At 59.0% G+C, this 23,386-nt stretch carries 22 protein-coding genes; 11 read left to right on the top strand and 11 right to left on the bottom strand.

What is annotated here, in order from left to right; translation table 11 throughout:
• Positions 1-36: 36 nt before the first annotated feature.
• The gene (locus tag NOR97_RS09985) at positions 37-339 is read right to left on the bottom strand and encodes a DUF2282 domain-containing protein (RefSeq protein ID WP_170343841.1); all 303 of its coding nucleotides are present in this window, start codon (positions 337-339) and stop codon (positions 37-39) included.
• A gap of 221 nt (positions 340-560) precedes the next feature.
• Positions 561-2,519, bottom strand: a complete 1,959-nt coding sequence (thrS, locus tag NOR97_RS09980; RefSeq protein ID WP_257599000.1) for a threonine--tRNA ligase — start codon at positions 2,517-2,519, stop codon at positions 561-563.
• Between the two features lie 212 nt (positions 2,520-2,731).
• Between thrS and NOR97_RS09975 the strand changes: the two genes are divergently transcribed.
• The 4 genes from NOR97_RS09975 to NOR97_RS09960 all read left to right on the top strand — a co-directional run bounded on the left by NOR97_RS09975 (position 2,732) and on the right by NOR97_RS09960 (position 5,928).
• Positions 2,732-3,481, top strand: a complete 750-nt coding sequence (locus NOR97_RS09975) for an alpha/beta fold hydrolase (protein WP_257598999.1) — start codon at positions 2,732-2,734, stop codon at positions 3,479-3,481.
• Positions 3,481-4,473 (top strand): carboxylesterase, encoded by a 993-nt coding sequence (locus tag NOR97_RS09970; RefSeq protein WP_257598998.1) that lies wholly within the window; start codon positions 3,481-3,483, stop codon positions 4,471-4,473. The genes NOR97_RS09975 and NOR97_RS09970 overlap by 1 nt, the downstream gene beginning before the upstream one ends.
• Before the next feature lie 44 nt (positions 4,474-4,517).
• A complete protein-coding gene (locus tag NOR97_RS09965; protein ID WP_257600862.1) occupies positions 4,518-5,132 on the top strand; it encodes a hypothetical protein in 615 nt (204 codons plus the stop codon).
• Positions 5,133-5,217: 85 nt separating this feature from the next.
• Positions 5,218-5,928, top strand: coding sequence for an alpha/beta fold hydrolase (locus NOR97_RS09960; protein ID WP_257598997.1), 711 nt, complete (start codon positions 5,218-5,220; stop codon positions 5,926-5,928).
• Here NOR97_RS09960 and NOR97_RS09955 read toward each other — a convergent pair.
• Both NOR97_RS09955 and phaZ read right to left on the bottom strand, forming a co-directional pair.
• Positions 5,925-6,512: a DUF6151 family protein gene (locus NOR97_RS09955; protein WP_257598996.1), complete on the bottom strand. Its 588-nt coding sequence runs from the start codon at positions 6,510-6,512 to the stop codon at positions 5,925-5,927. The two genes, NOR97_RS09960 and NOR97_RS09955, sit on opposite strands and share 4 nt — an antisense overlap.
• Before the next feature lie 5 nt (positions 6,513-6,517).
• Entirely contained in the window at positions 6,518-7,789 is a 1,272-nt protein-coding gene (phaZ, locus tag NOR97_RS09950; protein ID WP_170343846.1) for a polyhydroxyalkanoate depolymerase, read from the bottom strand.
• Between the two features lie 111 nt (positions 7,790-7,900).
• Between phaZ and NOR97_RS09945 the strand changes: the two genes are divergently transcribed.
• The 3 genes from NOR97_RS09945 (at position 7,901) to phaR (ending at position 10,967) form a co-directional block, all read left to right on the top strand.
• On the top strand, positions 7,901-9,703 hold the full coding sequence (locus tag NOR97_RS09945) for an alpha/beta hydrolase (RefSeq protein WP_257598995.1): 1,803 nt from the start codon (positions 7,901-7,903) through the stop codon (positions 9,701-9,703).
• Positions 9,704-9,833: 130 nt separating this feature from the next.
• Positions 9,834-10,280 (top strand): phasin family protein, encoded by a 447-nt coding sequence (locus NOR97_RS09940; RefSeq protein ID WP_170343848.1) that lies wholly within the window; start codon positions 9,834-9,836, stop codon positions 10,278-10,280.
• Positions 10,281-10,415: 135 nt separating this feature from the next.
• Entirely contained in the window at positions 10,416-10,967 is a 552-nt protein-coding gene (phaR, locus tag NOR97_RS09935; protein ID WP_152458474.1) for a polyhydroxyalkanoate synthesis repressor PhaR, read from the top strand.
• A gap of 64 nt (positions 10,968-11,031) precedes the next feature.
• Here phaR and NOR97_RS09930 read toward each other — a convergent pair whose 3' ends face one another.
• The 7 genes from NOR97_RS09930 to NOR97_RS09900 form a co-directional block, all read right to left on the bottom strand.
• A complete protein-coding gene (locus NOR97_RS09930) occupies positions 11,032-12,246 on the bottom strand; it encodes a DegT/DnrJ/EryC1/StrS aminotransferase family protein (RefSeq protein ID WP_257598994.1) in 1,215 nt (404 codons plus the stop codon).
• A gap of 112 nt (positions 12,247-12,358) precedes the next feature.
• Positions 12,359-13,663 carry an FAD-binding oxidoreductase gene (locus NOR97_RS09925; protein WP_306975914.1) on the bottom strand — a complete coding sequence of 435 codons (1,305 nt, stop codon included), beginning with the start codon at positions 13,661-13,663 and terminating at the stop codon, positions 12,359-12,361.
• Between the two features lie 8 nt (positions 13,664-13,671).
• Complete coding sequence (locus NOR97_RS09920; RefSeq protein WP_257598993.1) at positions 13,672-15,030, bottom strand: glutamine synthetase family protein; 1,359 nt, start codon at positions 15,028-15,030, stop codon at positions 13,672-13,674.
• On the bottom strand, positions 15,030-15,710 hold the full coding sequence (locus NOR97_RS09915) for a type 1 glutamine amidotransferase (RefSeq protein WP_257598992.1): 681 nt from the start codon (positions 15,708-15,710) through the stop codon (positions 15,030-15,032). Before NOR97_RS09915 ends, NOR97_RS09920 begins: the two co-directional genes overlap by 1 nt.
• Positions 15,711-15,769: 59 nt before the next feature.
• Entirely contained in the window at positions 15,770-17,089 is a 1,320-nt protein-coding gene (locus NOR97_RS09910) for a glutamine synthetase family protein (protein WP_257598991.1), read from the bottom strand.
• 130 nt (positions 17,090-17,219) lie between these two features.
• The gene (locus NOR97_RS09905) at positions 17,220-19,406 is read right to left on the bottom strand and encodes a xanthine dehydrogenase family protein molybdopterin-binding subunit (RefSeq protein WP_257598990.1); all 2,187 of its coding nucleotides are present in this window, start codon (positions 19,404-19,406) and stop codon (positions 17,220-17,222) included.
• 3 nt (positions 19,407-19,409) lie between these two features.
• Positions 19,410-19,874: a (2Fe-2S)-binding protein gene (locus NOR97_RS09900; protein WP_257598989.1), complete on the bottom strand. Its 465-nt coding sequence runs from the start codon at positions 19,872-19,874 to the stop codon at positions 19,410-19,412.
• Between the two features lie 141 nt (positions 19,875-20,015).
• On the opposite strand from NOR97_RS09900, the gene NOR97_RS09895 reads away from it, so the two are divergent.
• The 4 genes from NOR97_RS09895 (at position 20,016) to NOR97_RS09880 (ending at position 23,371) form a co-directional block, all read left to right on the top strand.
• Positions 20,016-20,618: a TetR/AcrR family transcriptional regulator gene (locus NOR97_RS09895; RefSeq protein WP_257598988.1), complete on the top strand. Its 603-nt coding sequence runs from the start codon at positions 20,016-20,018 to the stop codon at positions 20,616-20,618.
• A gap of 183 nt (positions 20,619-20,801) precedes the next feature.
• Positions 20,802-21,752 (top strand): tRNA dihydrouridine(20/20a) synthase DusA, encoded by a 951-nt coding sequence (dusA, locus tag NOR97_RS09890; protein WP_257600860.1) that lies wholly within the window; start codon positions 20,802-20,804, stop codon positions 21,750-21,752.
• A 15-nt stretch (positions 21,753-21,767) separates the two neighbouring features.
• Complete coding sequence (locus NOR97_RS09885) at positions 21,768-22,592, top strand: sulfite exporter TauE/SafE family protein (protein ID WP_257598987.1); 825 nt, start codon at positions 21,768-21,770, stop codon at positions 22,590-22,592.
• Positions 22,589-23,371 carry a hypothetical protein gene (locus tag NOR97_RS09880; protein WP_257598986.1) on the top strand — a complete coding sequence of 261 codons (783 nt, stop codon included), beginning with the start codon at positions 22,589-22,591 and terminating at the stop codon, positions 23,369-23,371. Before NOR97_RS09885 ends, NOR97_RS09880 begins: the two co-directional genes overlap by 4 nt.
• Positions 23,372-23,386: the final 15 nt, after the last annotated feature.

Raw genomic sequence — 23,386 nt, 5'->3', positions numbered from 1 at the left:
CGATGGTGCCCGCCCCCTGAATTCGTCAGGCCGTTCTTATGCCGGCAGGTCGCGATCCTGAGCTTCCAGCGAGCCTTTGCGCGGGGTGCCGTCTGCCTGTGCGGGCAGTTCGATATCCGCGCAGGTGCCTGCATCGACCAGGGTCCATGCGTTGCCCTGATAATCAACGGTCGAGGTGCCCGCGCAGGTGGTGCCGGGGCCAGCGGCGCAGTCGTTCTGACCGGCCAGCGATACGCCATAGCATTTTTCTTTTGCCTGAGCGGATGCAGTGGTTGCGGCGCCCGATACGGCGGCTGCGACTGCGGTTGCGATAACCAGGGACTTGGCTGTGTTCGACATCTCGGTAATCCTCTTGATGACTGGGTATGTCTGCTTGTGACAATGACAAAGGTAGTAGCTTGGTGGACAGAGTTGAATTCACGAGCCCGTGTCTCACAAGCACGTCAGGGGGCGGCGTGCCCTCTTGTAGCGTAATGCATTGTTTTTGATGAAGAAAGGGGGGAATGTTTCAATCTGGCCCCAAAATGGGGGCCAGATTTCTTGCGATTTCCTGCCGATTGTTACAGCAAATCCGGTGGGGTGGCTGCCCGCGACAGCTCGTTTGTTACAACGTCAAGCGGTTGTACCTGCGTCTGTTTTTCACCCAGACGCCGGACACTGACAGTGCGTTCGTCGACTTCGCGATGGCCGACGGCCAGAATGACCGGAACCTTGCCGACCGAGTGTTCACGAACCTTGTAGTTGATCTTTTCGTTGCGAATGTCGGCTTCGGCCCGAACGCCGGCAGCACGCAGGGTTTCGACCACTTCGGCGACATAGTCATCCGCTTCGGAGGTAATGGAGGCGACCACGACCTGACGCGGGGCAAGCCAGAAGGGCAGCTTGCCTGCGTGTTCTTCGATCAGGATACCGATGAAACGCTCGAACGAACCCAAGGTTGCGCGATGCAGCATAACGGGACGGTGTTTGCCGCCGTCGGCGCCGATATAGGTGGCATCCAGCCGTTCGGGCAGCACGAAGTCAACCTGGTGCGTGCCGCATTGCCAATCGCGACCGATCGCGTCGGTCAGAACAAACTCCAGCTTGGGGCCGTAAAAGGCGCCTTCGCCGGGGTTGAGCTCCGGCTCGATCCCGGCAGCACGTGTCGCGCTGAGCAACGCGGCTTCGGCCTTGTCCCAGACTTCATCCGACCCCGACCGTTTCTCGGGGCGATCCGAGAATTTCACCGAGAAGTTCTCGAATCCCAGATCCTTGTAGATCCGGGACAGGAACCGGATGAACTCTGCGGTTTCTGACTCGATCTGGTCTTCGGTGCAGAAGATGTGTCCATCGTCCTGGGTAAAGCCGCGCACGCGCATGATACCGTGCAGCGCACCTGACGGTTCATAGCGGTTGCACGAGCCAAACTCAGCCATGCGCAGCGGCAGGTCGCGATAGGACTTCAGGCCCTGATTGAAGATCTGCACATGGCAGGGGCAGTTCATCGGCTTGAGCGCGTTGATCGCCTTTTCACGTGCGTGTTCCTCGTCCACTTCGACGATGAACATGTTTTCCTGATACTTGTCCCAATGGCCCGAAGCTTCCCACAGTTTGCGGTCCACAACCTGCGGCGTGTTGACCTCGACATAGCCGCCGTTGCGCTGCTGGCGGCGCATGTAGTCCTGCAACTGGGTGTAGATCGTCCAGCCGTTGGGGTGCCAGAAAATCTGACCCGGGGCTTCTTCCTGCATGTGGAACAGGTCCATCTCGCGGCCCAGCTTGCGGTGGTCGCGCTTGGCGGCCTCTTCCAGCATATGCAGGTGTGCTTTCAGCTTTTCCTTACCGGTGAAGGCCACGCCATAGATACGCTGCAACATCGCGCGGTCGCTGTCGCCACGCCAATAGGCGCCCGCGATGGACATCAGCTTGAACGCATCCCCCGGAACCTGACCGGTGTGTTGCAGGTGCGGACCACGGCACAGATCCTGCCAGTGGCCGTGCCAGTACATACGCAGCGGCTCGTCGCCGGGAATGGCTTCGATCAGCTCGACCTTGTAGGGTTCGTTGTTGGCCTTGTAGAACTCGATCGCGCGCTCACGGTCCCAGACCTCGGTGGTGACGGGATCACGCTTGTTGATGATCTCTTTCATCTTTTTCTCGATGAGGCCGAGATCCTCCGGCGTGAACGGTTCTTCACGGTCGAAGTCATAATACCAGCCGTTTTCGATGACAGGGCCGATGGTGACCTTGGTGGCGGGCCAGATCTCCTGAACTGCGCGGGCCATGATATGGGCCAGATCGTGGCGGATCAGCTCGTTGGCCTGGGCCTCATCCTTCATGGTGTGGATGGCGATCTGCGCGTCGGATTCGATGGGCCATTGCAGGTCCCAGTGCTGGCCGTCAACGGTGGCCGAGATGGCCTTTTTGGCCAGCGAGGTTGAGATGTCGGCAGCCACCTGCGCGGGCGTGACGCCTGCGGCGTAGGTGCGTGCATTGCCATCGGGAAAGGTGAGAGAGACGGATTGAGAATCCAGGGCCATATCGGCTCTCCTCGTCGGTTTGGCGCCCACTGAACGCCCGGTTGCGGGTTATGTGTGTTCGGCTCATGTGGCAGGTGGATGTGCCTGAGTCAAGAGTGGGGGGCGAGGGGCCGGCCCCTCGCGCTCCCCGGAGTATTTGGAAAAAGATGAAGTGGGCGGAATTGCACTCGGGGGTGGGGCGTGCATGATGCAGTAAAAGGAAAGAAGGTGTCATGGCAGCGACGAATTTTCTGGAGACGCCGCAGGGGCGGCGACTGGCTTATCACAAGACCGAAGGGGTAGGGCCGACCATCGCTTTTCTGGGCGGGCTCAAATCGGACATGGAAGGCACCAAGGCCGTGCATCTGGAAGCCTGGGCGCAGGCGCGGGGGCAATCGTTCTTGCGGTTCGATTATTCCGGCCACGGCGAAAGCTCGGGCGCGTTTACCGAGGGCTGTATTGGCGACTGGCATCAGGACACATTGGCAGCGGTAAGGGCATTGACGGACGGACCCTTGGTCGTTGTCGGTTCGTCGATGGGGGGATGGCAGGCATTGCTGCTGGCCAAGGTCATGCCCGAGCGAATCGCAGGCATGGTCACAATCGCTGCCGCGCCTGATTTCACGGAAGACGGTTACTGGGCTTCGTTCAGCGACGAACAAAAAGCTGCGCTGGACACTGTCGGTCATGTCGAGCTGCCGTCCGACTATATGGAACCCTACATCATCACCAAGCGCATGATCGAAGACGGACGCCAGAATCTGGTTCTGAGGGGCGCTCTGGATCTGCCGTTCCCGGTTCGTTTCCTGCAAGGCACCGCAGACACGGCAGTTTCAACTGAAACAGCCGTGCGGCTGCTGGAACATGCTGCGGGTTCCGACATGCGGCTGCTGTTGGTCAAGGGGGCCGATCATCGGTTCTCGGACGAGAGGTGCCTGCGCCTGATCGAGACCGCGGTTCTTGATGTGTTGGGAGAAGCCTGATGCGGCGCTTTGGTTGGTTTCTGGGGCGCGCGCTTCTGGCGCTGGTTGTTCTTGGCGGCCTGGTCTACTGGTTCGGCCCGCGCGAGGAAGTGAACCTGCACCCGACTTTTGAGTCTCGGAAATTTGGTGAAGGTGTTCAGGTTTATTTTGAAAGCACCGAATCTGCCTATGATGACATCGTTCCGGGTGTAGAAAAGCGCGTGGTCTGGCAGGACGGGTTCAAGGAACAGCGCACGCCGTATTCTGTTTTGTACATCCACGGTTTTTCGGCAAGTTCCGAGGAAATCCGCCCCGTGCCTGACCTGGTGGCTGACGCTTTGGGCGCCAATCTGGTCTACACGCGGTTGCAAGGTCACGGTCGGGATGGGCCGGCGATGGCCGAAGGCACCGCCTCGGGCTGGATGCAGGACACTGCCGAAGGGCTGGCAGCGGCGCGCGCGGTCGGCGAAAAGGTGATCGTGATTTCCACCTCGACCGGAGGAACGCTGGCGGCGGCCGCTGCGTTGGATGCCGACCTGAGCCAGGACGTTGTTGGCATGGTCTTCGTCTCGCCGAACTTTGGTGTGAATACCGTCGCGGCGTGGGTGCCTTCGTTGCCTTGGGCAAGAAGTTGGCTGCCCGTTCTCATGGGGCCGGAACGCGATGTGTCAGGGCCGGACCCCGAGAAGAACAGGTACTGGACGTCGGTCTACCCGTGGGAAGCCGTCGTGCCGATGTCCGTGCTGGTGGATACGGTCTATGCGCTGGATTTCTCCGAGGCCCTGATACCTGCGTTGTTCTGGTTTTCGGATGATGATCAGGTTGTGCGGCCGGACCGGACACACAAAGTGGCCGAGGCCTGGGGCGCTCTGGCAACGGTCAGGCTGGTGACGATGGGGCCGGGTGATGATCTGTCGTCACATGTTGTCGCGGGGCGGTTGATGTCGCCGGGTCAAACCGATGCCACCGTTGCTGGTATTCTGGAGTGGCTCAAGGGCTTGGGGGTGGAATAAACCCTGATCGGGAAAAAGGATGCAAGATGCGTAAGCCGGGCAGCATGTGGAGCCTTGAGACCCTGGGTCGCGTCCGCCTGTCCCGGCATTTCTTCATGCGCGATTTTCTGTATTCGGAAATCGGGAATTTCCACCAAGTGCAGAATATTCCGGACAACCCGGATCTGGCGATCGAAACAGGACGCGCGTTCTGCGAAACCCTTCTTGACCCTTTGGAAGAGACATTTGGCCGGGTCGCGGTCAGGTCGGGCTACCGCTCATCGTCCTTGAACCGATTTGGCAATGAAAACAAACTGAACTGTGCCCGAAACGATAATCCGTTGGAATGCCATATCTGGGATCGCGGGGAAGGGGATGCGCGGATCGCCGGGGCATCCATCGTCATCCCGTGGTTCGCGGATCAATATGCGCGGGGCAGGGATTGGCGGGATCTGGCGTGGTGGATGCACGATCATCTGGAGTATTCCGAAATCTGGTTCTTCCCCAAGCTATGCGCGTTCAACCTTGTGTGGCGGCCCACACCGCATCGTCGGATCGACAGCTATATTGCTCCGCGTGGATGTCTGTTGAAGCCCGGCGCTGAGCCCGGTGAAGACCTTGCGGCCCGGCAATCCCGTTACGCCGATTTCCCGGCATTTCGAGCAATCGCCTACCCGTGAAGTTTTCCTTGCCCGGTTGCGGCAAAACTTTCATCCTGACAACAACTGGAAGGACTCGGAAAACCGAGCAGATGGAGACCCCCGCGTGATCGAGCCGCTGGTGTTGTTGCCTGGATTGATGTGTGATGCCCGCCTGTTTCGGCCTCAGATCGAGGCGCTGTCACGGGTACGGCCTGTCACTGTTGCACCTGTTTCCGGAGGCGAGCGTATTGAAGAAATCGCCTCGGGGCTGTTGGATCAGCTTCCCCATCGGTTTGCCCTGGTCGGCCTGAGCATGGGCGGTGTGGTGGCGTTGGAGTTGATCCGGCGGGCACCGGAACGGGTGTCGCGCCTGTGCCTGATGTCGACGGACGCTCAGGCGGATACACCTCAAATCGCGGCCAGTCGCGAGGACCTGATCATTGGTGCCCTGGGTGGGCGGCTGGAAGAGGTCATGCGCCAACTGGTCGGCACCGATACTTTGGCGCCGGGGCCCCGGCGAATCCCCATTCTGAATGATCTTTTGGCAATGGCGAATGATCTGGGCGCCGAGATATTCGTGCGTCAAATGCGTGCCTTGCAGCGCCGCCCAGACCAACAGGGTTCGTTGCGCCGCATCAAAGTCCCAACTTTGATCATGGGCGGCGCCCATGACACGCTTACCCCGGTCAAACGGCACTCTTTCATGTCTGACCTGATACCAGAGGCCGCATTGGAGATCGTCGAAAATGCCGGACATCTGCTGCCGCTTGAAGCGCCCGATGCCGTGAACAAAGCCTTGGAAACCTGGCTGAATACCCCGCAAAGGTTTGTCTAGGGGTAAAGCGCCGCCCGTTCGTCTTTCGAAATGACTTTCGGTACGACCGCGGGCTTGCCGGTCTCAGGGTCGAAAAACGGCGTATTCTTCCAGCGTCCTGACAGGCGCGATTGCAAGGTGCGGCGCAAAAGGCCAAACGCCGCAAACCTGACCTTTTCGTGTTTCTGTTTGCCATCGGGCCGAGGGACAAACCCACGGGTCGTGACCGGCCCCAATGCGGAAACATCGCCGGCAATCCTGCCGACAATAAACCCAGCAAAAGGTAAACGTGCGGTCTGTGGCGTCGTTGCCAGCGGGGCGTTGCAGCAGCTGGCATACCATCGCAGCATGCCGTTTGGGCCAAGCTTCATGGCTGAAAGGAATTGGCCTCCGGCGGTGATTTCGATTTCATCCGGTGCCATCTGGAAGATGTCAACCGGGCCGGGGGCCGGGTCGGGCTGCCTGAAATACAGCTGCGCCGCGCGGCAGTCATGACAAAAGCACTCGACATGGGTTCCAAGCCGAACGCCCCGGTCCGAGATGTGCCCCTTCAACTGGCCGCAAATGCAGGAAAAGGCGAGACCAACATGTGTCGGCCCGCCCATGTTCTTCAGGCGACCTTGTTGCTGTTCGCTGCGCGGCGGCGTTTCTTGCGGCTGTTTTCGTTCATGAAATCAATCACAAGCGGGCGAATGTTGTCGCGCCAGCTGCGGCCCGCGAAAATGCCGTAATGGCCCGCGCCCGGTTCTACGTGGCTGGCCTTTTTGCTGTCTGGCAAACCGGTGCACAGGTCCAGTGCAGCAATGCATTGACCGGGCGCCGAGATATCGTCATTCGCACCTTCAACCGATTTCACGGCAACATCCGTGATCTTGCCGATATCCACCTTGTGACCGGCGACAACAAATTCGTTGCGTGCGATCTCGCGGTTCTTGAAGACGCGTTCGACCGTCGACAGATAGAATTCAGCCGTCATGTCCATGACCGCAAGATATTCATCATAGAACCGGTTATGGGCATCCAGATCCGAAGCTTCGTCGCGGATAACACGCTGAATCTGATCCGAAAACGCCTTGGAGTGGCGATCAGCGTTCATCGACATGAACGAGGCCAGTTGCAGCAGGCCGGGATACACCATACGCCCGACGCCTTTGTACTTGAAGCCGACCCGTTGAATCATGGTCTCTTCCAGCTGACCCATCGTGACACGTCGTCCAAAGTCGGTAACGTCAGTCGGAGTCGCATCCGGGTCCACCGGCCCGCCAATCAGCGTCAGGGTACTGGGTTGAGCCTTGGGCTCCACCTCGGCCAGATAGGCAGTGGCCGCCAAAGTCAGCGGGGCGGGCTGACAAACCGCCACGACATGCGTGTCCGGCCCCAGTTCCTTCATGAAATCCACAAGGTAGAGCGTATAATCTTCGACATCGAACTTGCCGGCAGACACAGGAATATCGCGCGCGTTATGCCAATCAGTGATGTAGACTTCGCAATTGACCAGCAGGCTTTTGACGGTCGAGCGCAGCAAGGTGGCGTAATGGCCGGACATGGGCGCAACCAGCAGAACCTTGCGCGGTTGTTCTTCCCGTCCATTGACGCGGAAATGAACCAGATCGCCAAAGGGGCGTTCCAGAACCGTCGTGATCTCGACCAGATGGTCTTTGCCGTCTTCGCAGGTGAAGGTTCGAATGCCCCAGTCAGGTTTGACGACCATTCGCTGGAAGGTCCGTTCGGTCACTTCGCCCCATGCGGCCATCCAGCTGAACGCCGGGTTGGGTGTCATGGAAAACAGCGGGTAGGACGCCATCGCGCTTGCGGTTGCACCAAGCCACTGGTTGGTGTTACGCATGGACTCCATCAGGTCGTAGGTCATCATATAGCGCATAAATGGGGCCTCCTGAGTGTCAGTCTGATAATTCGGACCATTCGTCGCTTTGCCCCCCAGCACCCACGACGTTATTCTGCATAGCAGCGAGGTTAGGGTGGAATTGTTAAAATGACAACTAGCGAAGGCCAAATGCCAGTCGTGTCCGAAGAACATATTGAACGCATTAAAGAAAATATGGAAAAGGTCGAGCAGCTCTCAAAGCGCCTGATCGAGATTATGGCGTCGAAAAAGCCTCACACCCCCGCGCTGGATGGCCCGAATCAAGAGCTTTTCGCAAGAGCAGCAACGGCGTATTGGGCCGAGGCATGGCAAAATCCCGCCAAGCTGTTGGAACAACAGATAGAATTCTGGGGTAAGTCGGTTCTCAACTTTGCCGAAGCGCAGAAAGCGCTGACGACAAGTGAGTTGGAAACCGAGGAAACCAAGCCCGGCGACAAGCGGTTCTCCAATCCCCTTTGGGAGACAAACCCTTATTTCCGACTGATCCGGCAGCAATACCAGACAAACGCGGAGGCGATTGCGCAGGCTGTCTCGTCGGTCGATGATCTGGATGCAAAGGACAAACGACGCCTACAGTATTTCTCGCAGCAGATCATCGACATGATGGCGCCCACGAATTTTCTGGCGACGAACCCGGATGCCCTGCAAAAGGCGGTCGAGACCGAAGGCCAATCGCTGATCAAAGGGTTGGAGAACCTCGTTTCAGACCTCGAGGCCAATGATGGCGAGTTGGTCGTCAAACTGGCGGATGAAAACGCGTTCGAGGTTGGCGGAAACCTGGCGACAACGCCGGGCGAGGTTGTTTTTCGCAACCGGATGATGGAGCTGATTCAATACAAGCCGGTGACCGAAACGGTTTATGAAACACCCATCGTTCTGTTCCCGCCCTGGATCAACAAATTTTATATTCTGGATCTGAAAGCCCAGAACAGCATGATCAAATGGATCACCGAACAGGGCTATACCCTGTTTGTCGTAAGCTGGGTGAACCCGGATGAAAGCTATGCCGAAACCGGCATGGAAGACTATATTCAGGACGGTTTCCTGACCGCAATCGAAACGGCCAAGAAGATCTGCAAGGTCAAACAGGTCAACGCTGTGGGCTATTGCATCGCAGGCACGACGCTGAGTCTGACTTTGTCCCTGCTGAAACAGCGTGGCGACAAGTCGGTCAAATCCGCAACGCTGTTCACGGCACTGACGGATTTCTCCGATCAGGGTGAGTTTACGCCATTCCTGCAAAACGACTTCATCGACGGGATCGAAGAAGAAGTAAAAAAGGAGGGCGTTCTGCGGTCGTGGATCATGGCGCGCACCATGTCGTTCCTGCGATCACGCGACCTGATTTATGGTCCGGCCATTCGCAGCTATATGATGGGGGAAGTACCTCCGGCCTTTGATCTGCTCTACTGGAACGGCGATGGTGCAAACCTGCCAGCAAAAATGGCCGTGGAATATCTGCGAGGTCTCTGCCAGCGCAACGAGTTCGCCACCGACGGTATTGAGTTGATGGGGCACAAGCTGAAACTCGAAGACGTGGATGTGCCGCTGATGGCCATAACCTGTGAAACCGATCACATCGCGGCATGGAAAGACTGTTACCGCGGCGTGCAGAAAATGGGCTCGCGGTCCAAAACCTTCGTGGTTTCAGAATCGGGCCATATTGCGGGCATCGTGAACCCGCCCAGCAAGAAGAAGTATGGCCACTACACCAACCCGGATATGAAACCCGACGCCAACACCTGGCTGAAAGAAGCAGATTATCACGAAGGATCCTGGTGGCCCATGTGGAACGCGTGGTTGAAGAAGCGGTCCGGCAAGCAGGTTCCGGCCCGTGAACCGGGTGATTCGAAGCACCCGAGCCTTGCACCCGCACCCGGAACTTATGTTGTGGCGAAACCAAACGCCTGATTTCATTTTGAAACTAAAGAATTCTGCACCGCAGCAAGAAAAAACTTGCAATGCTGCGGTGCAGCAATCATATTGTCCTCAAGCTGATGAAACCCGGGGTGGGCCCGGACCGGCTAAAAGGATTAGGACAATGGCAAAGACCCAAGACTTTACCGCGATCATGAAAGACATGATGGGTGCATTTCCGGTGGACACCACCGCAATGGAAGGTGCATTCAAATCGACCGCTTCGCTGAACGAGAAGCTGTCGGGCGTTGCTCTGGAAGCTGCTGAGAAATCGGCCGAGATCTCGAACAAATGGACCAAGGACACCCTGGCCAAGCTGAGCGAGATGTCGAAAGCCAAGGCAGAGCCTGCTGATTATGCAAAAGCCGCAACCGACTTCGCAAGCGCGTCGGCTGAAGTTGCAGCTGAAAACCTGGCCGCTTTCGCTGAAATCGCGAAAAAAGTTCAGACCGAAACCGTCGAGCTGCTGATGGCTGCCGGCAAAGACGTCGCGGAAGAAACAACCGCCGCCGTGAAAAAGGCGACCAACGAGGTCACCACCGCAGCCAAGAAAGCTGCAGCTGCAAAGTAAGAAACGTCCGCGAAACGCACCCAACCCTCCCATTAGGTGCAATCGCGTTGGGCAGGTCCATTGACCTGCCCTTTCTTTTTGTGCTGCACTCGCATAACCTGTGCTGCAACGCATCATCCTTGGGGAGGGAACCGGGTGTCGGACCAAGAAAAACCGCTGCTGATCAAGCGCTATGCCAGCCGTCGGCTGTATAACACCGAGACCAGCGATTACGTGACGCTCGAAGACATCGCGGGGTTCATCCGCGACGGGCGCGAAGTGCAGATCATTGATCTGAAAACCGGCGATGACCTGACTCGCCAGTATCTTCTGCAAATCATTGCCGAACATGAAAGCCGGGGTGAAAACGTGCTGCCGGTGAATGTACTGAATGATCTGGTGCGCAGCTACATGCTGCCGGGCGGGGGAATGATGCCCCAGTTTCTGCAAAGCTCGTTCGAGATGCTGCGCGAGAGCCAAAACAAGATGATGGAAAACATGAGCGCGATGAATCCGATGTCTCAGATGCCGGGTTTTGACGCGTTGCAGGCGCAGCAACAGGCTTTCCTGAAGGCGATGACCAGTGGGCTGTCCAGCGGATGGTCCAGCCCGGAAAAGGAAGAGGACAAGTCCGAACCGAAAGAGGATCTGGACGACATCAAGAAACAGCTGGCCGAGTTGCAGCAAAAACTGTCCAAGCTGAACTGATCCGTTCCGAACAAAGAAACAGGCCCGCATCATGCGGGCCTTTCTTGTTCAAAGTGCCTTCGTCTTACGTCCCGTAAACCGGCATCGGGCCGGTCACTTCGCCAACCGATGCCAGCAGGATGTCTGCAATCACGTCCAGCTCTTCGCGGGTCAGGCGGACGGGCAGGCGCACGTCACAGGCCTTCATCAGCATGTCGCGCGTCTTGGGCAGGTCGAAAGATTCCGGAAGGAATTGCCAGTTCCAGAAGGCGCGGGCGTTGTCTTCGCTCAGACCAAAAACCTGAACCTTGACGCCGCGCGCCTCGGACGCTGCGGCAAAGGCGCGGATCTCATGTTCCTGCATTCCGACAAGATTGAACTGAATCGAGTCCGGCGCACGCTGCTCGGGGGGGAGCGGGGCGGGGACCTCGATATGAGGCGAGGTGTTCAGGCGGCCGGCCACGTAATCGTGGTTCGCCAGGCCATCGCGGACGCGGCGCGCCAGTTCCGGAAGCTGCGGACGGATAACGGCGGCGCTGAGGTTGCTCAGGCGAAGGTTGTACAGCGGCAGCTTGTTCTGCCAGCGGGCAAAGGCCTCTTGCAGTTCGGGTGAGTTGTCGCCCTGCGGACCTTTGTGCTTCTTCCAATTGTGTTCATACGCGCCCGACATGATGACGGCCCGCGCGACCAGATCTGCATCGTTCGTGATCAGGATGCCACCTTCGCCGGCATTGATCATCTTGTAGGATTGGAACGAGAAACATCCGGCCTTTCCGATCGTACCGATATTGCGGCCATGCCATGTGGTGCCCAGCGAATGCGCGGCATCCTCGATCACCGGAATGTTTCGTGCGTCGCACAAGGCCATGATCGCATCCATGTCGGATGTATGCCCGCGCATGTGGCTGATGATGACAGCCTGAACGTTGTCCAGCTTGGCTTCGAAATCGGCCATGTCGATGCGATAGTTTTCACCCACTTCGCACAGAACCGGAATGCAGTCGGCGTGGACGACCGACGACGGTACGGCAGCGAAGGTGAAGCCCGGGATAAGAACACGCGCATCGCGGGGCAGGCCCAGAGCTTTAAGTGACAGAAACAGCGCGGCCGAGCAGGACGACACCGCCAAGGCGTACTTCGTGCCCAACAATTCCGCGAACTCTGCCTCAAGCAAGGCCACAGGGGCATCCTGCGGTGCTGTATATCGGAACAGATCACCTGACTGCATCAGGACCTCGATCGCGTCCTTGGCGGCGGCAGGGATGGGCTCGGCGTCGTGAACGTTGGGGGGCAGCGTCATATTTGGATTTCCCGAATTCTATCTTTGGGAAAGATAAAGGTATTCGGAAGGCAATCCAAGTCCCAATCGCCGGGCAGGCGAAAATTCACCAATCTGTCGCAATTTACGTGGATCAGATTCCAAGCCGGTCGCGCAGTGCGAACCACGTCATGGCCAGCACAAGCAACGGATTGCGCAGGGCAGGGCCGCCAGGGAAAGACAGGGCGGGCACGCGTGCCATTGTGTCAAACCCTTCGGCCTGACCCTGAATCGCCATCGCCATGAGTTGTCCGGCATGGGTCGCAGTGCCGACACCGTGACCGGAATATCCCGAAGCCGAAAGGATATTGGGTGCAACACGGGCCAGATACGGCATCCGCCGCATGGTAATGGCCAGCGTTCCGCCCCAGGCATAGTCGATCTTCACATCCCGCAAATGCGGGAAAATTTCCGTCATGGGTTTGCGGACCTTGGCGGCGACATCCGATGGAAAGCGATAGCCATAGCTTTCGCCGCCTCCGAACAAGAGGCGGCCATCGGCGCTGAGGCGAAAGTAGTTCACCACGAATTTCGTATCCGCAACCGCCACATCCCGGGTCAAAACCCGCGCGGCATCCTTTCCTAGGGGTTCGGTGGCCGCGATGAAATTGTTGATGGGCATGACCCTGGCGGCGACGGAACGATTGAGATCGCCCAGATACCCGTTGCAGGCCAGAATGACGTGCTTGGCCCGAACGTTGCCGTGTGCAGTTCGGATCACTGCCGTCTGGCCCTCGTCGATCCCGGTCACTTCGGTGCTTTCATGGATGCGAACGCCCGCTTTGGCCGCGGCTTGCGCCAATCCCAACGCAAAGTTCAAAGGGTGCAGATGCGCCGCACCCGTATCCAGATACCCCCCGTGATAGGCTGGTGACGGGCACAGCGAATGACCCGCGTTTTCGTCCAGCAGCTCGATCTGGTCGTATCCATACCGCTCGGAAAGATGGCCGGCGTGGTCATGCAGCTCTTTCTGCTCGGATTTGCTCAGGCCCAGAACGGCGACACCGGGTTTCAGGTCACACGCGATCCGGTGTTTTGCAATCAGGGATTTGACCAGATCCTTGGCGTCTTCGGCCAGTTCCCACAGCCTGGCGGCGTCGGCATCGCCAACAAGACGCTCGAGGTCTTCCTGGTCCATCCGCTGCGCACTGCCCAACTGGCCGCCGTTTCGGCCCGACGCGCCAAAGCCGACGCGGTGCGCTTCAAGCAGCACGACGTCGAACCCGGCTTCGGCCAGATGAAGAGCCGCGGACAGCCCCGTATAGCCGCCACCGACAACGCACACATCCGCCTTGGTGTCGTCTGACAACGCGGGAAAACGATCCATCGGATGTGCCGTTGCGGCATACCAACTGTCAGGGTACTGGCCCTTGCGGTCATTGGAATAAAGCAGGTTCACGGAAGGTCTCAGACGTTGATCAGCAGATGTTCACGTTCCCACGGAGAGATGACCTGTAGGAACTCCTCGTACTCGGCCCGTTTGACGATGCCGTAAACGCGGGCGAATTCGGGGCCCAGAACCTCGTGCAGGGCGGTGGCTTCGTCGAACAGGTCCAGTGCTTCGCCCATGACCTGCGGGATATCGCCCTCGCCTTCATAAGCGTCGCCATAGAACTGACGACGTGGGCGCTCTTGCTGAACTAACCCCAGATAACCGCAGGCCAGCGACAGCGCGATGCCCAGATACGGGTTGCAGTCCATCCCGGCGATGCGATTCTCGACGCGTCGCGATTCCGGGCCGGACAGGGGCACGCGAATACCGGTGGTGCGATTGTCACGGGCCCATTCCAGATTGATCGGTGCCGCGTGATCTTTCACATAGCGCCGGTAGGAATTCACATAGGGCGCCATGACGGCCAGACCGGCGGGTAGGTGGTTCTGCAAACCGGCGATGAAGTGGTAAAACGCGTCCGTCTCCCCCCCTTGAGGACCAGAGAAGATGTTCTGACCGGTTTCCATATCGATAATCGAGTGATGGATATGCATGGCCGAGCCCGGCTCTTCCTCGATCGGTTTGGCCATGAAGGTTGCAAAGCAATTGTGGCGCAACGCGGCCTCGCGGATCAGGCGTTTGAAATAGAAGACTTCATCGGCCAGTTTGACCGGATTGCCGTGACGCAGGTTGATTTCCAACTGCCCTGCGCCGCCTTCCTGCGTGATGCCGTCGATCTCGAACCCCTGATGCTCGGCGAAATCATAGATGTCGTCGATCACCGGGCCAAACTCGTCCACGGCCGTCATGGAATAAGCCTGCCGCGCCGCGGCCGGGCGACCGGAACGCCCCATCATGGGTTTGATGCCCTGCGCCGGATCCACGTTGGGGGCAACCAGAAAGAATTCCATCTCTGGTGCAACAACCGGCTTCCACCCCTTGTCATGATAAAGCTGCACAACACGCTTGAGCACGTTGCGCGGGCTGTAGGGGATCGGATTGTCATCCCGGTCGTACGCATCGTGGATCACCTGCAATGTCCAATCCCCCGTCCACGGTGCAGCGGAGGTGGTCGAGAAGTCGGGCTTCAGGATCATGTCCTTTTCGATGAACCCGTCATCGCCGGCGGCTTCGCCCCAGCCCCCCGTGATGGTCTGGTAGAAGATGCTGTCGGGCAGGTGGAAATAGGATTGCTTTGCGAATTTTGATGCAGGCACCGCCTTGCCGCGCGCAATGCCCGGCAGGTCCGAAATGATGCATTCAACTTCGTCCAGTCGTTGCCCGTGGAAATACGCCTTTGCGGCTTCCGGCAGTTTATCGGTCCAATCAGCCATCAGGCTCTCTCTTTCTTTAGAAACTCGGCCATGTGGCGCGCGATTTTGGCGTTGTCGTCCGGCGCGGTTTCGCGATTTGCGGCTTCGCGCATCAGATCCTCCGGGACGACGCCCTTGCCCCGTGTCCGCATCAGGCCTGCCACGAAGCCGTTGGTGAATTCCGGGTGGGCCTGAACCGTCCAGATTGTGTCCCCATAAGCCAGCATCGCGTTTTCGCAGAAGGCATTCCGGCCCAGAACCCGCGCTTCTTTCGGCAATTCAACAACCTGATCCTGATGCCAGGCATTCAGCCATAATTTGTTGCCGTCATACTCGTATTCAGTACGACCTACGGCCCAACCTCCAGCGAACTTCTCGACCTTGCCACCCAGGGCCTGAGCAATGATCTGATGGCCAAAGCAAACGCCGATCAGTGGTTTTCCGCTTTCCCAGATCTCGCGCACCAAAGCTTCCAGCGGGGCGATCCAGGGAAGGTCTTCGTAAACCCCGTGACGCGATCCGGTAATGACCCACCCATCCGCATCATCCGCACTTTCGGGGAAATTGCCGTCGACGACGGCAAAGGTCACGAACTCGAACCCGTTGTCGCGCAGCAACGTGGGGAAAAGTTCGTCATAATCCCCGAATTCTTCCTGTAGCACTTCGGGGGTGTGGCCGGTTTGTAGAATACCGATTTTCATGTGTCACCAAATTTGATCAAATTAATCCTAGCCGAGACTGGTTGATGCGGCAAGGGGGGTCAAACCGTCTCGAGATAGCTCAGCCAGTGATCCTCGGGCGGGATGCTCTCAAATCGGGTGATCTCTTGCCGCTTGGTCATGGTCAGATAGCGGATCAGGTCAGCGGGGAACAGCCGCGCCACCAAGGGATCCGTGGCAAACCTGTCAATCGCACTCGACCAATCCGGCATCAGCTGAGGCAGGTCCGCGATGTCATAGGCGTTCCCCGAGATCGGGGCAGGTGGTGTCAAGCCGTCCTCGATGCCGACAAGTGCCGCGCCCAGAACCGCCGTCAGCATCAGATACGGGTTTATGTCTCCGCCGGCGACGCGGTGTTCGATGCGCCGTGCGGCCGGGGCTCCGCCCGGGATGCGAATGGCTGCGGTTCGGTTTTCATAGGCCCAGCAGGCGCCCGTGGGCGCATGTGCACCCGGTATGAGCCGTGTGTAGGAGTTGCCGTGGGGGGCAAATATCAGCGTACTGCCCGGCATGGCCGCGACACAGCCAGCTACGGCAGATCGCAAAACCTCGGTGCCTTCCGGCCCGTTGTTGTCGAACACATTGCGCCCGGTCTGGTCCAACACCGAGAAATGCACATGCATTCCGTTGCCCGCGTCATCGGCGTAAGGCTTGGACATGAAGGTGGCCGCAAATCCGTGCCTGCGCGCCAATCCACGCGTCAATGCCTTGAAAAGCCACGTATCATCGGCACAGCGCATGGCATCCTGATGGTTCAGGTTGATCTCGAACTGGCCGATACCGCTTTCCGAGATGGCCGTCTGCGCGGGGATGCCCATTGCGGCGCAGCCGTCGTACAGGTCGGTGAAGAACGCTTCGAACGCGTCCATTTCAGCAACCGACAGAACGGCTTCATCCGCTAGGCGCCGCCCGGTGATCGGATTCACTGGCGGTTGTGGTTGCGCGCCAGACGCATCAACCAGTGTGAACTCCAACTCCGTCGCGGCAACAACGGACCAGCCGCGTTGCGCATAGCGGTCGAGTATGGCGGACAGAGCATGCCGCGGGTCGCCCGGGAACGGTACTCCGTCATCATCATACAAGCTCATTGGCACCAGCGCCGTTTCCGTATCCAGCCAGGGCACGGGTACCGGGCCGCGTTCGGTCGGGCGCAGCACCCCATCCGCGTCGCCGGTTTCAAAGACCAGCGGGCTACCGTCGATATCTGCGCCCCACAGATCAACGTTCAGTGCCGAGAATGGCATTCGTACAGCCCCCTTCTCCAGTTTGTCCGCATAGACGGGGGGCACGCGTTTGCCGCGCATCTGACCATTCAGATCACATGCGGCAACGCGGAAATTGTGCAGGGCGCTCAGGTCCATTGGGGGCTCCGTCGGTGAAACTCCCCAGTGATTTACTTCAATGGATCTGCTTTGTCATCAAATTTGATCAAATTTTGCTTGGGGGTCGTGGAACGTCCGCGCCGGTTCTGACCGGCGCGGAGAGGTGCTTTTAAGCGAAGCTGACACCATGCGCTTCCATGGGCAATTGCGCCACATGCACACCTGACAGGGCATTGATCGCATTGGCCAATGCAGGCGCTGACGGTGGCGTGCCGGGTTCTCCGACACCGGTTGGCGCTTCGGCTGATGGCACGATATGTACGTCAATTGCGGCAATATCCCCGATACGCAGCGGTTCGTAGTCCGGGAAGTTGTATTGATCCACAGCACCGCTGGTCAGAGTGATCTGGTCACGCATCACGTGGCCAATGCCATAGCCGATGCCGCCTTCCATCTGCGCGCGCACAACATCCGGGTTCACGGCAATGCCGCAATCCACGGCACAGGTGACCTTTTCAATCTTGATGCCACTTTCCGGATCGCCCGAGATTTCGACCACTTCAGCTGCGTAAGACCCAAAGGACTTGTGAACGGCAATCCCCTGCGACCGACCTTCTGGCGCATTGCCCCAGTTTGCCTTTTCGGCCGCCAGCTTCAAAACAGCGGCTTTTCGCTGCTGGTCCGCGTTGCTGCTGTCGGACAGATGGGCCAGACGGAATTCCACCGGATCGCGCCCTGCCGATTGGGCCACCAGATCCATCATGGTTTCCATCGTATAGGCCGTGTGGGTGTGCCCCACCGAGCGCCACCATAGTACCGAGGTTGCCTTGGGCGTATCTGTTAAACCCAGCGCCATTCCCGGAATCTGGTAGGGGCTGTCCGCGATACCTTCGACCGAGCTGTGGTCGACCCCGTCATGCACTGCGAAGGCCTCGAAGGCCGTGCCTTTCATGATTGATTGGCCAGCTACCTGATGCTGCCATCCGACGATTTTGCCATCGGCATCCAGCCCGACCCGGACCTTGTGGCCAAAGGCGGGGCGGTAATACCCGCTGCGGATATCGTCTTCGCGCGTCCAGACCAGTTTCACCGGGCGCGAGCGGTCAGTGACGACAAAGGCCAGGGCGGCCTCGACCTGGTAATCCGCATCCGGGGTGGCGCGGCGCCCGAACGACCCGCCAGCCAGCATGGTTTTGATGTGAATCTTCTCGGCGGGCAGGCCAAAGATCTGCTGGTAGGCCATATGTGGCCCCGTCGGCATTTGCGCCCCGTCATGCAGAACGATGTCCCCATCGGCTGTTTGCTCGATCGTGCAGTTCAGCGGCTCCATCGGGGCATGGGCCAGCAGTGGGAAGTAGAACGTTTTTTCAACGACCTTGTCCGCGCCGTCGATGGCGGCTGCCACAGCTGCAAAATCCGCCTTGTTCACGTTATACGTGGGCTCCGCCTCCAGCGCGGCCATGATCTCGGCCTTGATCTGGTCCGAGTTGCGGGTTTCCGCGCCGGACATGTCCCACTCGACCTCAAGCGCATCGCGTGCTTGAATCGCGGCCCAGGTGTTTTCGGCATAAACCGCGACACCGGCCTGATTGGGCAGAACCGCGGCGCTGATATAGCCTTTGACCTCTTTCGATGCGCTGTCATCAAAACCCAGGGCGATGCCGCCCTTCGCTTCGGGGCGTTTGATCATGGCGACCATCTGGTTGGGCAGGTGAACGTCCATGGCAAACATCGCCTGGCCGTTGCCCTTGATTGCCGAATCCTTGCGGCGCACCGTCTCATTTCCGATCAGGCGGAAATCCGACGGGTCCTTCAGGCGCGGCTCTGCCGGAGCGTCCAGTTGCGACGCAGCGGACACGAACTCAGCGATCGGAGCCGACTTGCCGCCTGCCTTGACGATGCCGTCTTCGATGGTGATGGCGGATGCATCCACGCCCCAGCTTTGCGCGGCGGCGTTGATCAGCATCTCGCGCGCAGCAGCACCGGCCTGACGGTATTGCAGCCACGAATTCGCCATCGCGGTCGAACCGCCGGTGCCCTGGAATGGACCAAACAGCAGGTTGTTGTAAACGTTCGGATCCGAGGGGGCGAACTCGTATTCGATCTGGTCCATGGTCAGGCCGATTTCTTCGGCAATCAGCGTCGGCAGGCCGGTCGCTGGGCCCTGACCTTTTTCAAAGTGTTTGACGATGGCGGTCACGGTGCCATCGGCATCGATCTTTACAAATGGATTGAACTGCGCGGTCTCGGACGAGGCCGCGGCCAGTGCTCCGTCCGGACGGGTGCCGACCAGCAGGACGGCACCGGCAGCGGCGGCACTTTTCAGAAACCCACGGCGAGAGGTGTTGATGGTCATGGATCAGGCCTCCAGAATTTCAGACGCGCGCTGGATACCGGCGCGGATGCGTTGATAGGTGGCGCAGCGGCAGGCATTGCCGGACATGTACTCGTCAATCTCCTGAGCCGACGGTTTCGGGTTCTCGGACAGCAGCCCGACAGCCGACATCACCTGACCCGACTGGCAGTAGCCGCACTGGACGACATCCAGCTCGACCCAGGCCTGTTGTATGGCAGCGCCGATCCTGTCGTCACCGACAGCTTCGATGGTCGTGACTTCGGCGCCGTCGACGTCTTCAATGAAAGTCTGGCACGAACGGACGGGTTCACCGTTCAGATGCACGGTGCAGGCCCCGCAGGATGCAACGCCACAGCCGAATTTCGTGCCGGTCAGTTTCAGTTCGTCTCGGATCACCCAGAGAAGAGGCGTTCCGGGTTCGGCATCAACCTCGTGGGTCGTGCCGTTCAGGTTCAGTGTAAGAGCCATGATGAGGGGGTCTCCTGTTGGTGCTGGTTTCCGCAATTGGTAAACTCGCGGGTTTACTCATGGCATATAATTTTGCCTCTGTAAACTTCTGCGTTTACCTAGTGTTTGACCAAGGCGCGTCAACAGGTCTATAGCTCTGACATGAACGAATGCAGCGCACATAATGCGTCCAAGCGCGCACAGATCATCGAAGCTGCAGTGGCCGAGTTCCAGGAAAAGGGCTTTGCGGCGGCCAGTATGGACCGCATTTCAGCACGGGCCGAAGTGTCCAAGCGTACGTTGTACAAGTACTTTGAAAGTAAAGAGAACCTGTTCCGCTCCATCGTGGTCGAATTGTCCAGTCGCTTTGCTGAAGTGCTGGAAATCCGGTATGAAAAAGGTCGCGATATTCGTACGCAACTGACCGAACTGGCCTGGGCCGAAGGGCGCATTCTGATGCGGCCCGATGTTATTGCGATGGCCCGGATGGTGATCAGCGAAACCTTGCGCAACCCGACGCTTGCGGCGGAAGCTCAGGGCAAGCTGGACAAGACGGCGACGTTCATTGCCATGCTCAAGGATGCGGCAGAGGATGGGCAGCTTCGGATCGATGACCCGGAACGGGCCGGGCGCGAATTCATTGGCCTGATCAAGGCGCGCGCCTTCTGGCCGCTGCTGTTTACGGGTGGGGCGCTTGGCGAAGCCGAGATGACGGAAACGATCGAAAGCAGTGTCCAGATGGTGATGAGCCGATATGCTGTCTGATCGGAAACAGCTGAATCCCGACGGTCGCCGTCGGGACGCCGTCAGAGGAATGTGTTAGGGCTTTTTGACTTGATTCGGGTGGGCAAGACCACTGACAGGCCATCGGATTTCGAAACATAGCAGGACGGAGGCGTTGCTGTGACAGGCAAGGCAACACAGGCTGCGCGTTTAAGCGTGGCACCCATGATGGATTGGACAGATCGCCACTGTCGCTATTTTCATCGGCTGCTCAGCGCGGAAACGTTGCTGTATACCGAGATGGTGACAGCGCCGGCGCTGGTGCGGGGCGGGGCGGTGCATCTGTTGGACCATTCTCCTGAAGAACACCCGGTTGCTTTGCAACTCGGCGGCTCTGACCCGGAAGAACTGGCACAGGCCGCGCGTTTGGGGGCTGAGGCCGGGTATGATGAGATCAATCTGAACTGCGGCTGCCCGTCGGATCGTGTTCAATCCGGCACTTTCGGCGCGGTTTTGATGAAAGACCCGGCCCGCGTTGCCGACTGCGTGACTGCCATGCGCGAAGCGGTGAACGTGGACGTCACCGTTAAATGCCGCATCGGGGTCGATGACCAAGAGCCCCAAGAAGTATTGCCCGCATTTCTTGGGCACATCAGCGCGGCAGGGTGCCAAAGGGTGACGATCCATGCCCGCAAGGCGTGGTTGCAGGGGCTGAGCCCCAAGGAAAACCGGGATATTCCGCCTTTGGACTATGACCTTGTGCATCGGATGAAGGATGAGTTTTCGGATCTTCACATATCGATCAATGGCGGCATCAACACGCTGGACGAGGCAGCCTCTCATCTGGAAGCCGGTCTTGATGGCGTGATGATCGGTCGGGCCGCATACCATCAGCCGGGCGATGTCCTGTCGGATGCTGGCCGACGCATCTTTGGTACCGGAAAAACGCGTGATCCGTTCGAGATCGTTCAACACATGGTGCCTTATGTAGAAAGGCACCTTGCCAATGGCGGTCGTTTGCACCAGATCACGCGTCATATGTTGGGCCTTTTCGCGGGTCGTCCCGGAGCCCGCGCATGGCGGCGCGCCTTGTCGGAAGGGGCCGTGCAGGATGGGGCCGGACCCGAGGTGATGCTGCGGGCGCTGGATCAAGTGGCGCCTATGGCAGAAGTTTAAGCGGCAGGGGGAACGATGCCCGAGACGATGTTGCTGGCCCAGATGCTGGGCCTTTTGCTTGTGATCGGAGCGCTGGCCGGCGTACTTGCCGGATTGCTGGGGGTCGGCGGTGGAATCGTCTTGGTGCCCGCCTTTTTCTATGCGTTTCAAACTCTTGGCTACGGCGGTCCGCAGTTGATGCAACTGTGTCTGGCCACGTCGCTGGCAACGATCATCGTGACGTCGGTCCGATCCGTTCTTGCGCACAACAAGAAGGGTGCGGTGGATTGGGATATCCTGCGCGGTTGGGGCCCGGGGATCGTCGTCGGTGCGATCATCGGGGTTCTGGTTGCCTCGGCCCTGCGCACCGAGGCCTTGCAGGCACTGTTTGGCATATTGGGAATGGTGATCGGGGCCTATCTGGGGCTGGGTCGTTCGGAATGGCGGCTGGGTGATGTCATGCCCGGTGGGTTGAAGCGGGCCATCCTGTCTCCTGCGGTCGGGTTTCTTTCGGTTCTGATGGGAATAGGCGGCGGCAGTTTTGGTGTGCCGCTGATGAGCCTGTACAACACGCCGATCCACCGCGCCGTTGCAACCGCCGCCGGGTTTGGTGTGATCATCGCCGTCCCCTCGGTCATCGGTTTTTTGTTTCTGGATATCGCACCGGAACACCGGCCTCCGCTGACCATTGGGGCGGTCAATCTGGTGGCCTTCGGTATCGTCGTGGCAATGACGATGATCACCGCGCCCTGGGGGGTGAAGCTGGCCCATGCGATGGATCCGAAACCCTTGAAGCGCGTGTTCGCCGTGTTCCTTACGCTGGTGGCGCTCAATATGCTGCGCAAGGCGGTGGGTTTGTGAAGGATTTTGACGTCAGGGGGTGGGTGAAATTCCCCTATGATCCAGTGCTTGCGGCCTGGGTGGGCCATGCGCTGCCTGCCGCACGGGCCTCGGTAACGGACCCGGCCCATGCTGACTGGCTGGATTGTGACGGGACGTGGTTCATCGGTGTTGACGCGTTGCCCAATGACGCGCAGGGCAGGGTTGGCCGTTCGGGGCCTTTGGCAGGAACCGCCATGTCATTCATTGCTGGGCGTTATGGGCAGTTGCCGCTTCACAAAGGCCAAGTCTCGGTCATGCATCCGGGATATCCACGCCCGCGTCGGGGGGAAAACGAAGCCGCCGCGCGGTATCGCAGAAATCGGGACGCGGCCCATGTGGATGGCTTGCGCCCAATGGGGCCGGATCGCCGCCGCCGGGTCGATGAACCGCATGCCTGGATTTTGGGCATACCGCTGACCGAGGCCAGCCCGGATGCCTCGCCCATGGTGTTGTGGGAGGGCAGCCATCATATCCTGGGCGCGGCGTTCAGGCGCGCCCTTGCGGGGAAGCCACAAGAGCGTCTGCATGAAATCGATATAACGGATATCTACCAATCCGCCCGTCGCGAGGTTTTCGAAACCTGCCCGCGAATCGAACTGCCTGCAAAACCGGGCGAGGCTTACGTGTTGCACCGCCATTGCCTGCACGGGGTTGCCCCTTGGGCAGACACGGCAAACGCTGGGCCGGATGGACGGATGATCGCCTATTTCCGCCCGGAATGCGCCGGGGGTGTGGCGGAATGGATCGAATCCTCTTAACCTCCTGTCATTGTT

This window comes from Ruegeria sp. YS9 (assembly GCF_024628725.1).
Lineage (GTDB): Bacteria > Pseudomonadota > Alphaproteobacteria > Rhodobacterales > Rhodobacteraceae > Ruegeria > Ruegeria atlantica_C.
Note: the sequence above shows the minus strand (reverse complement) of the source record. Positions and strands in the feature narration are given on the sequence as shown.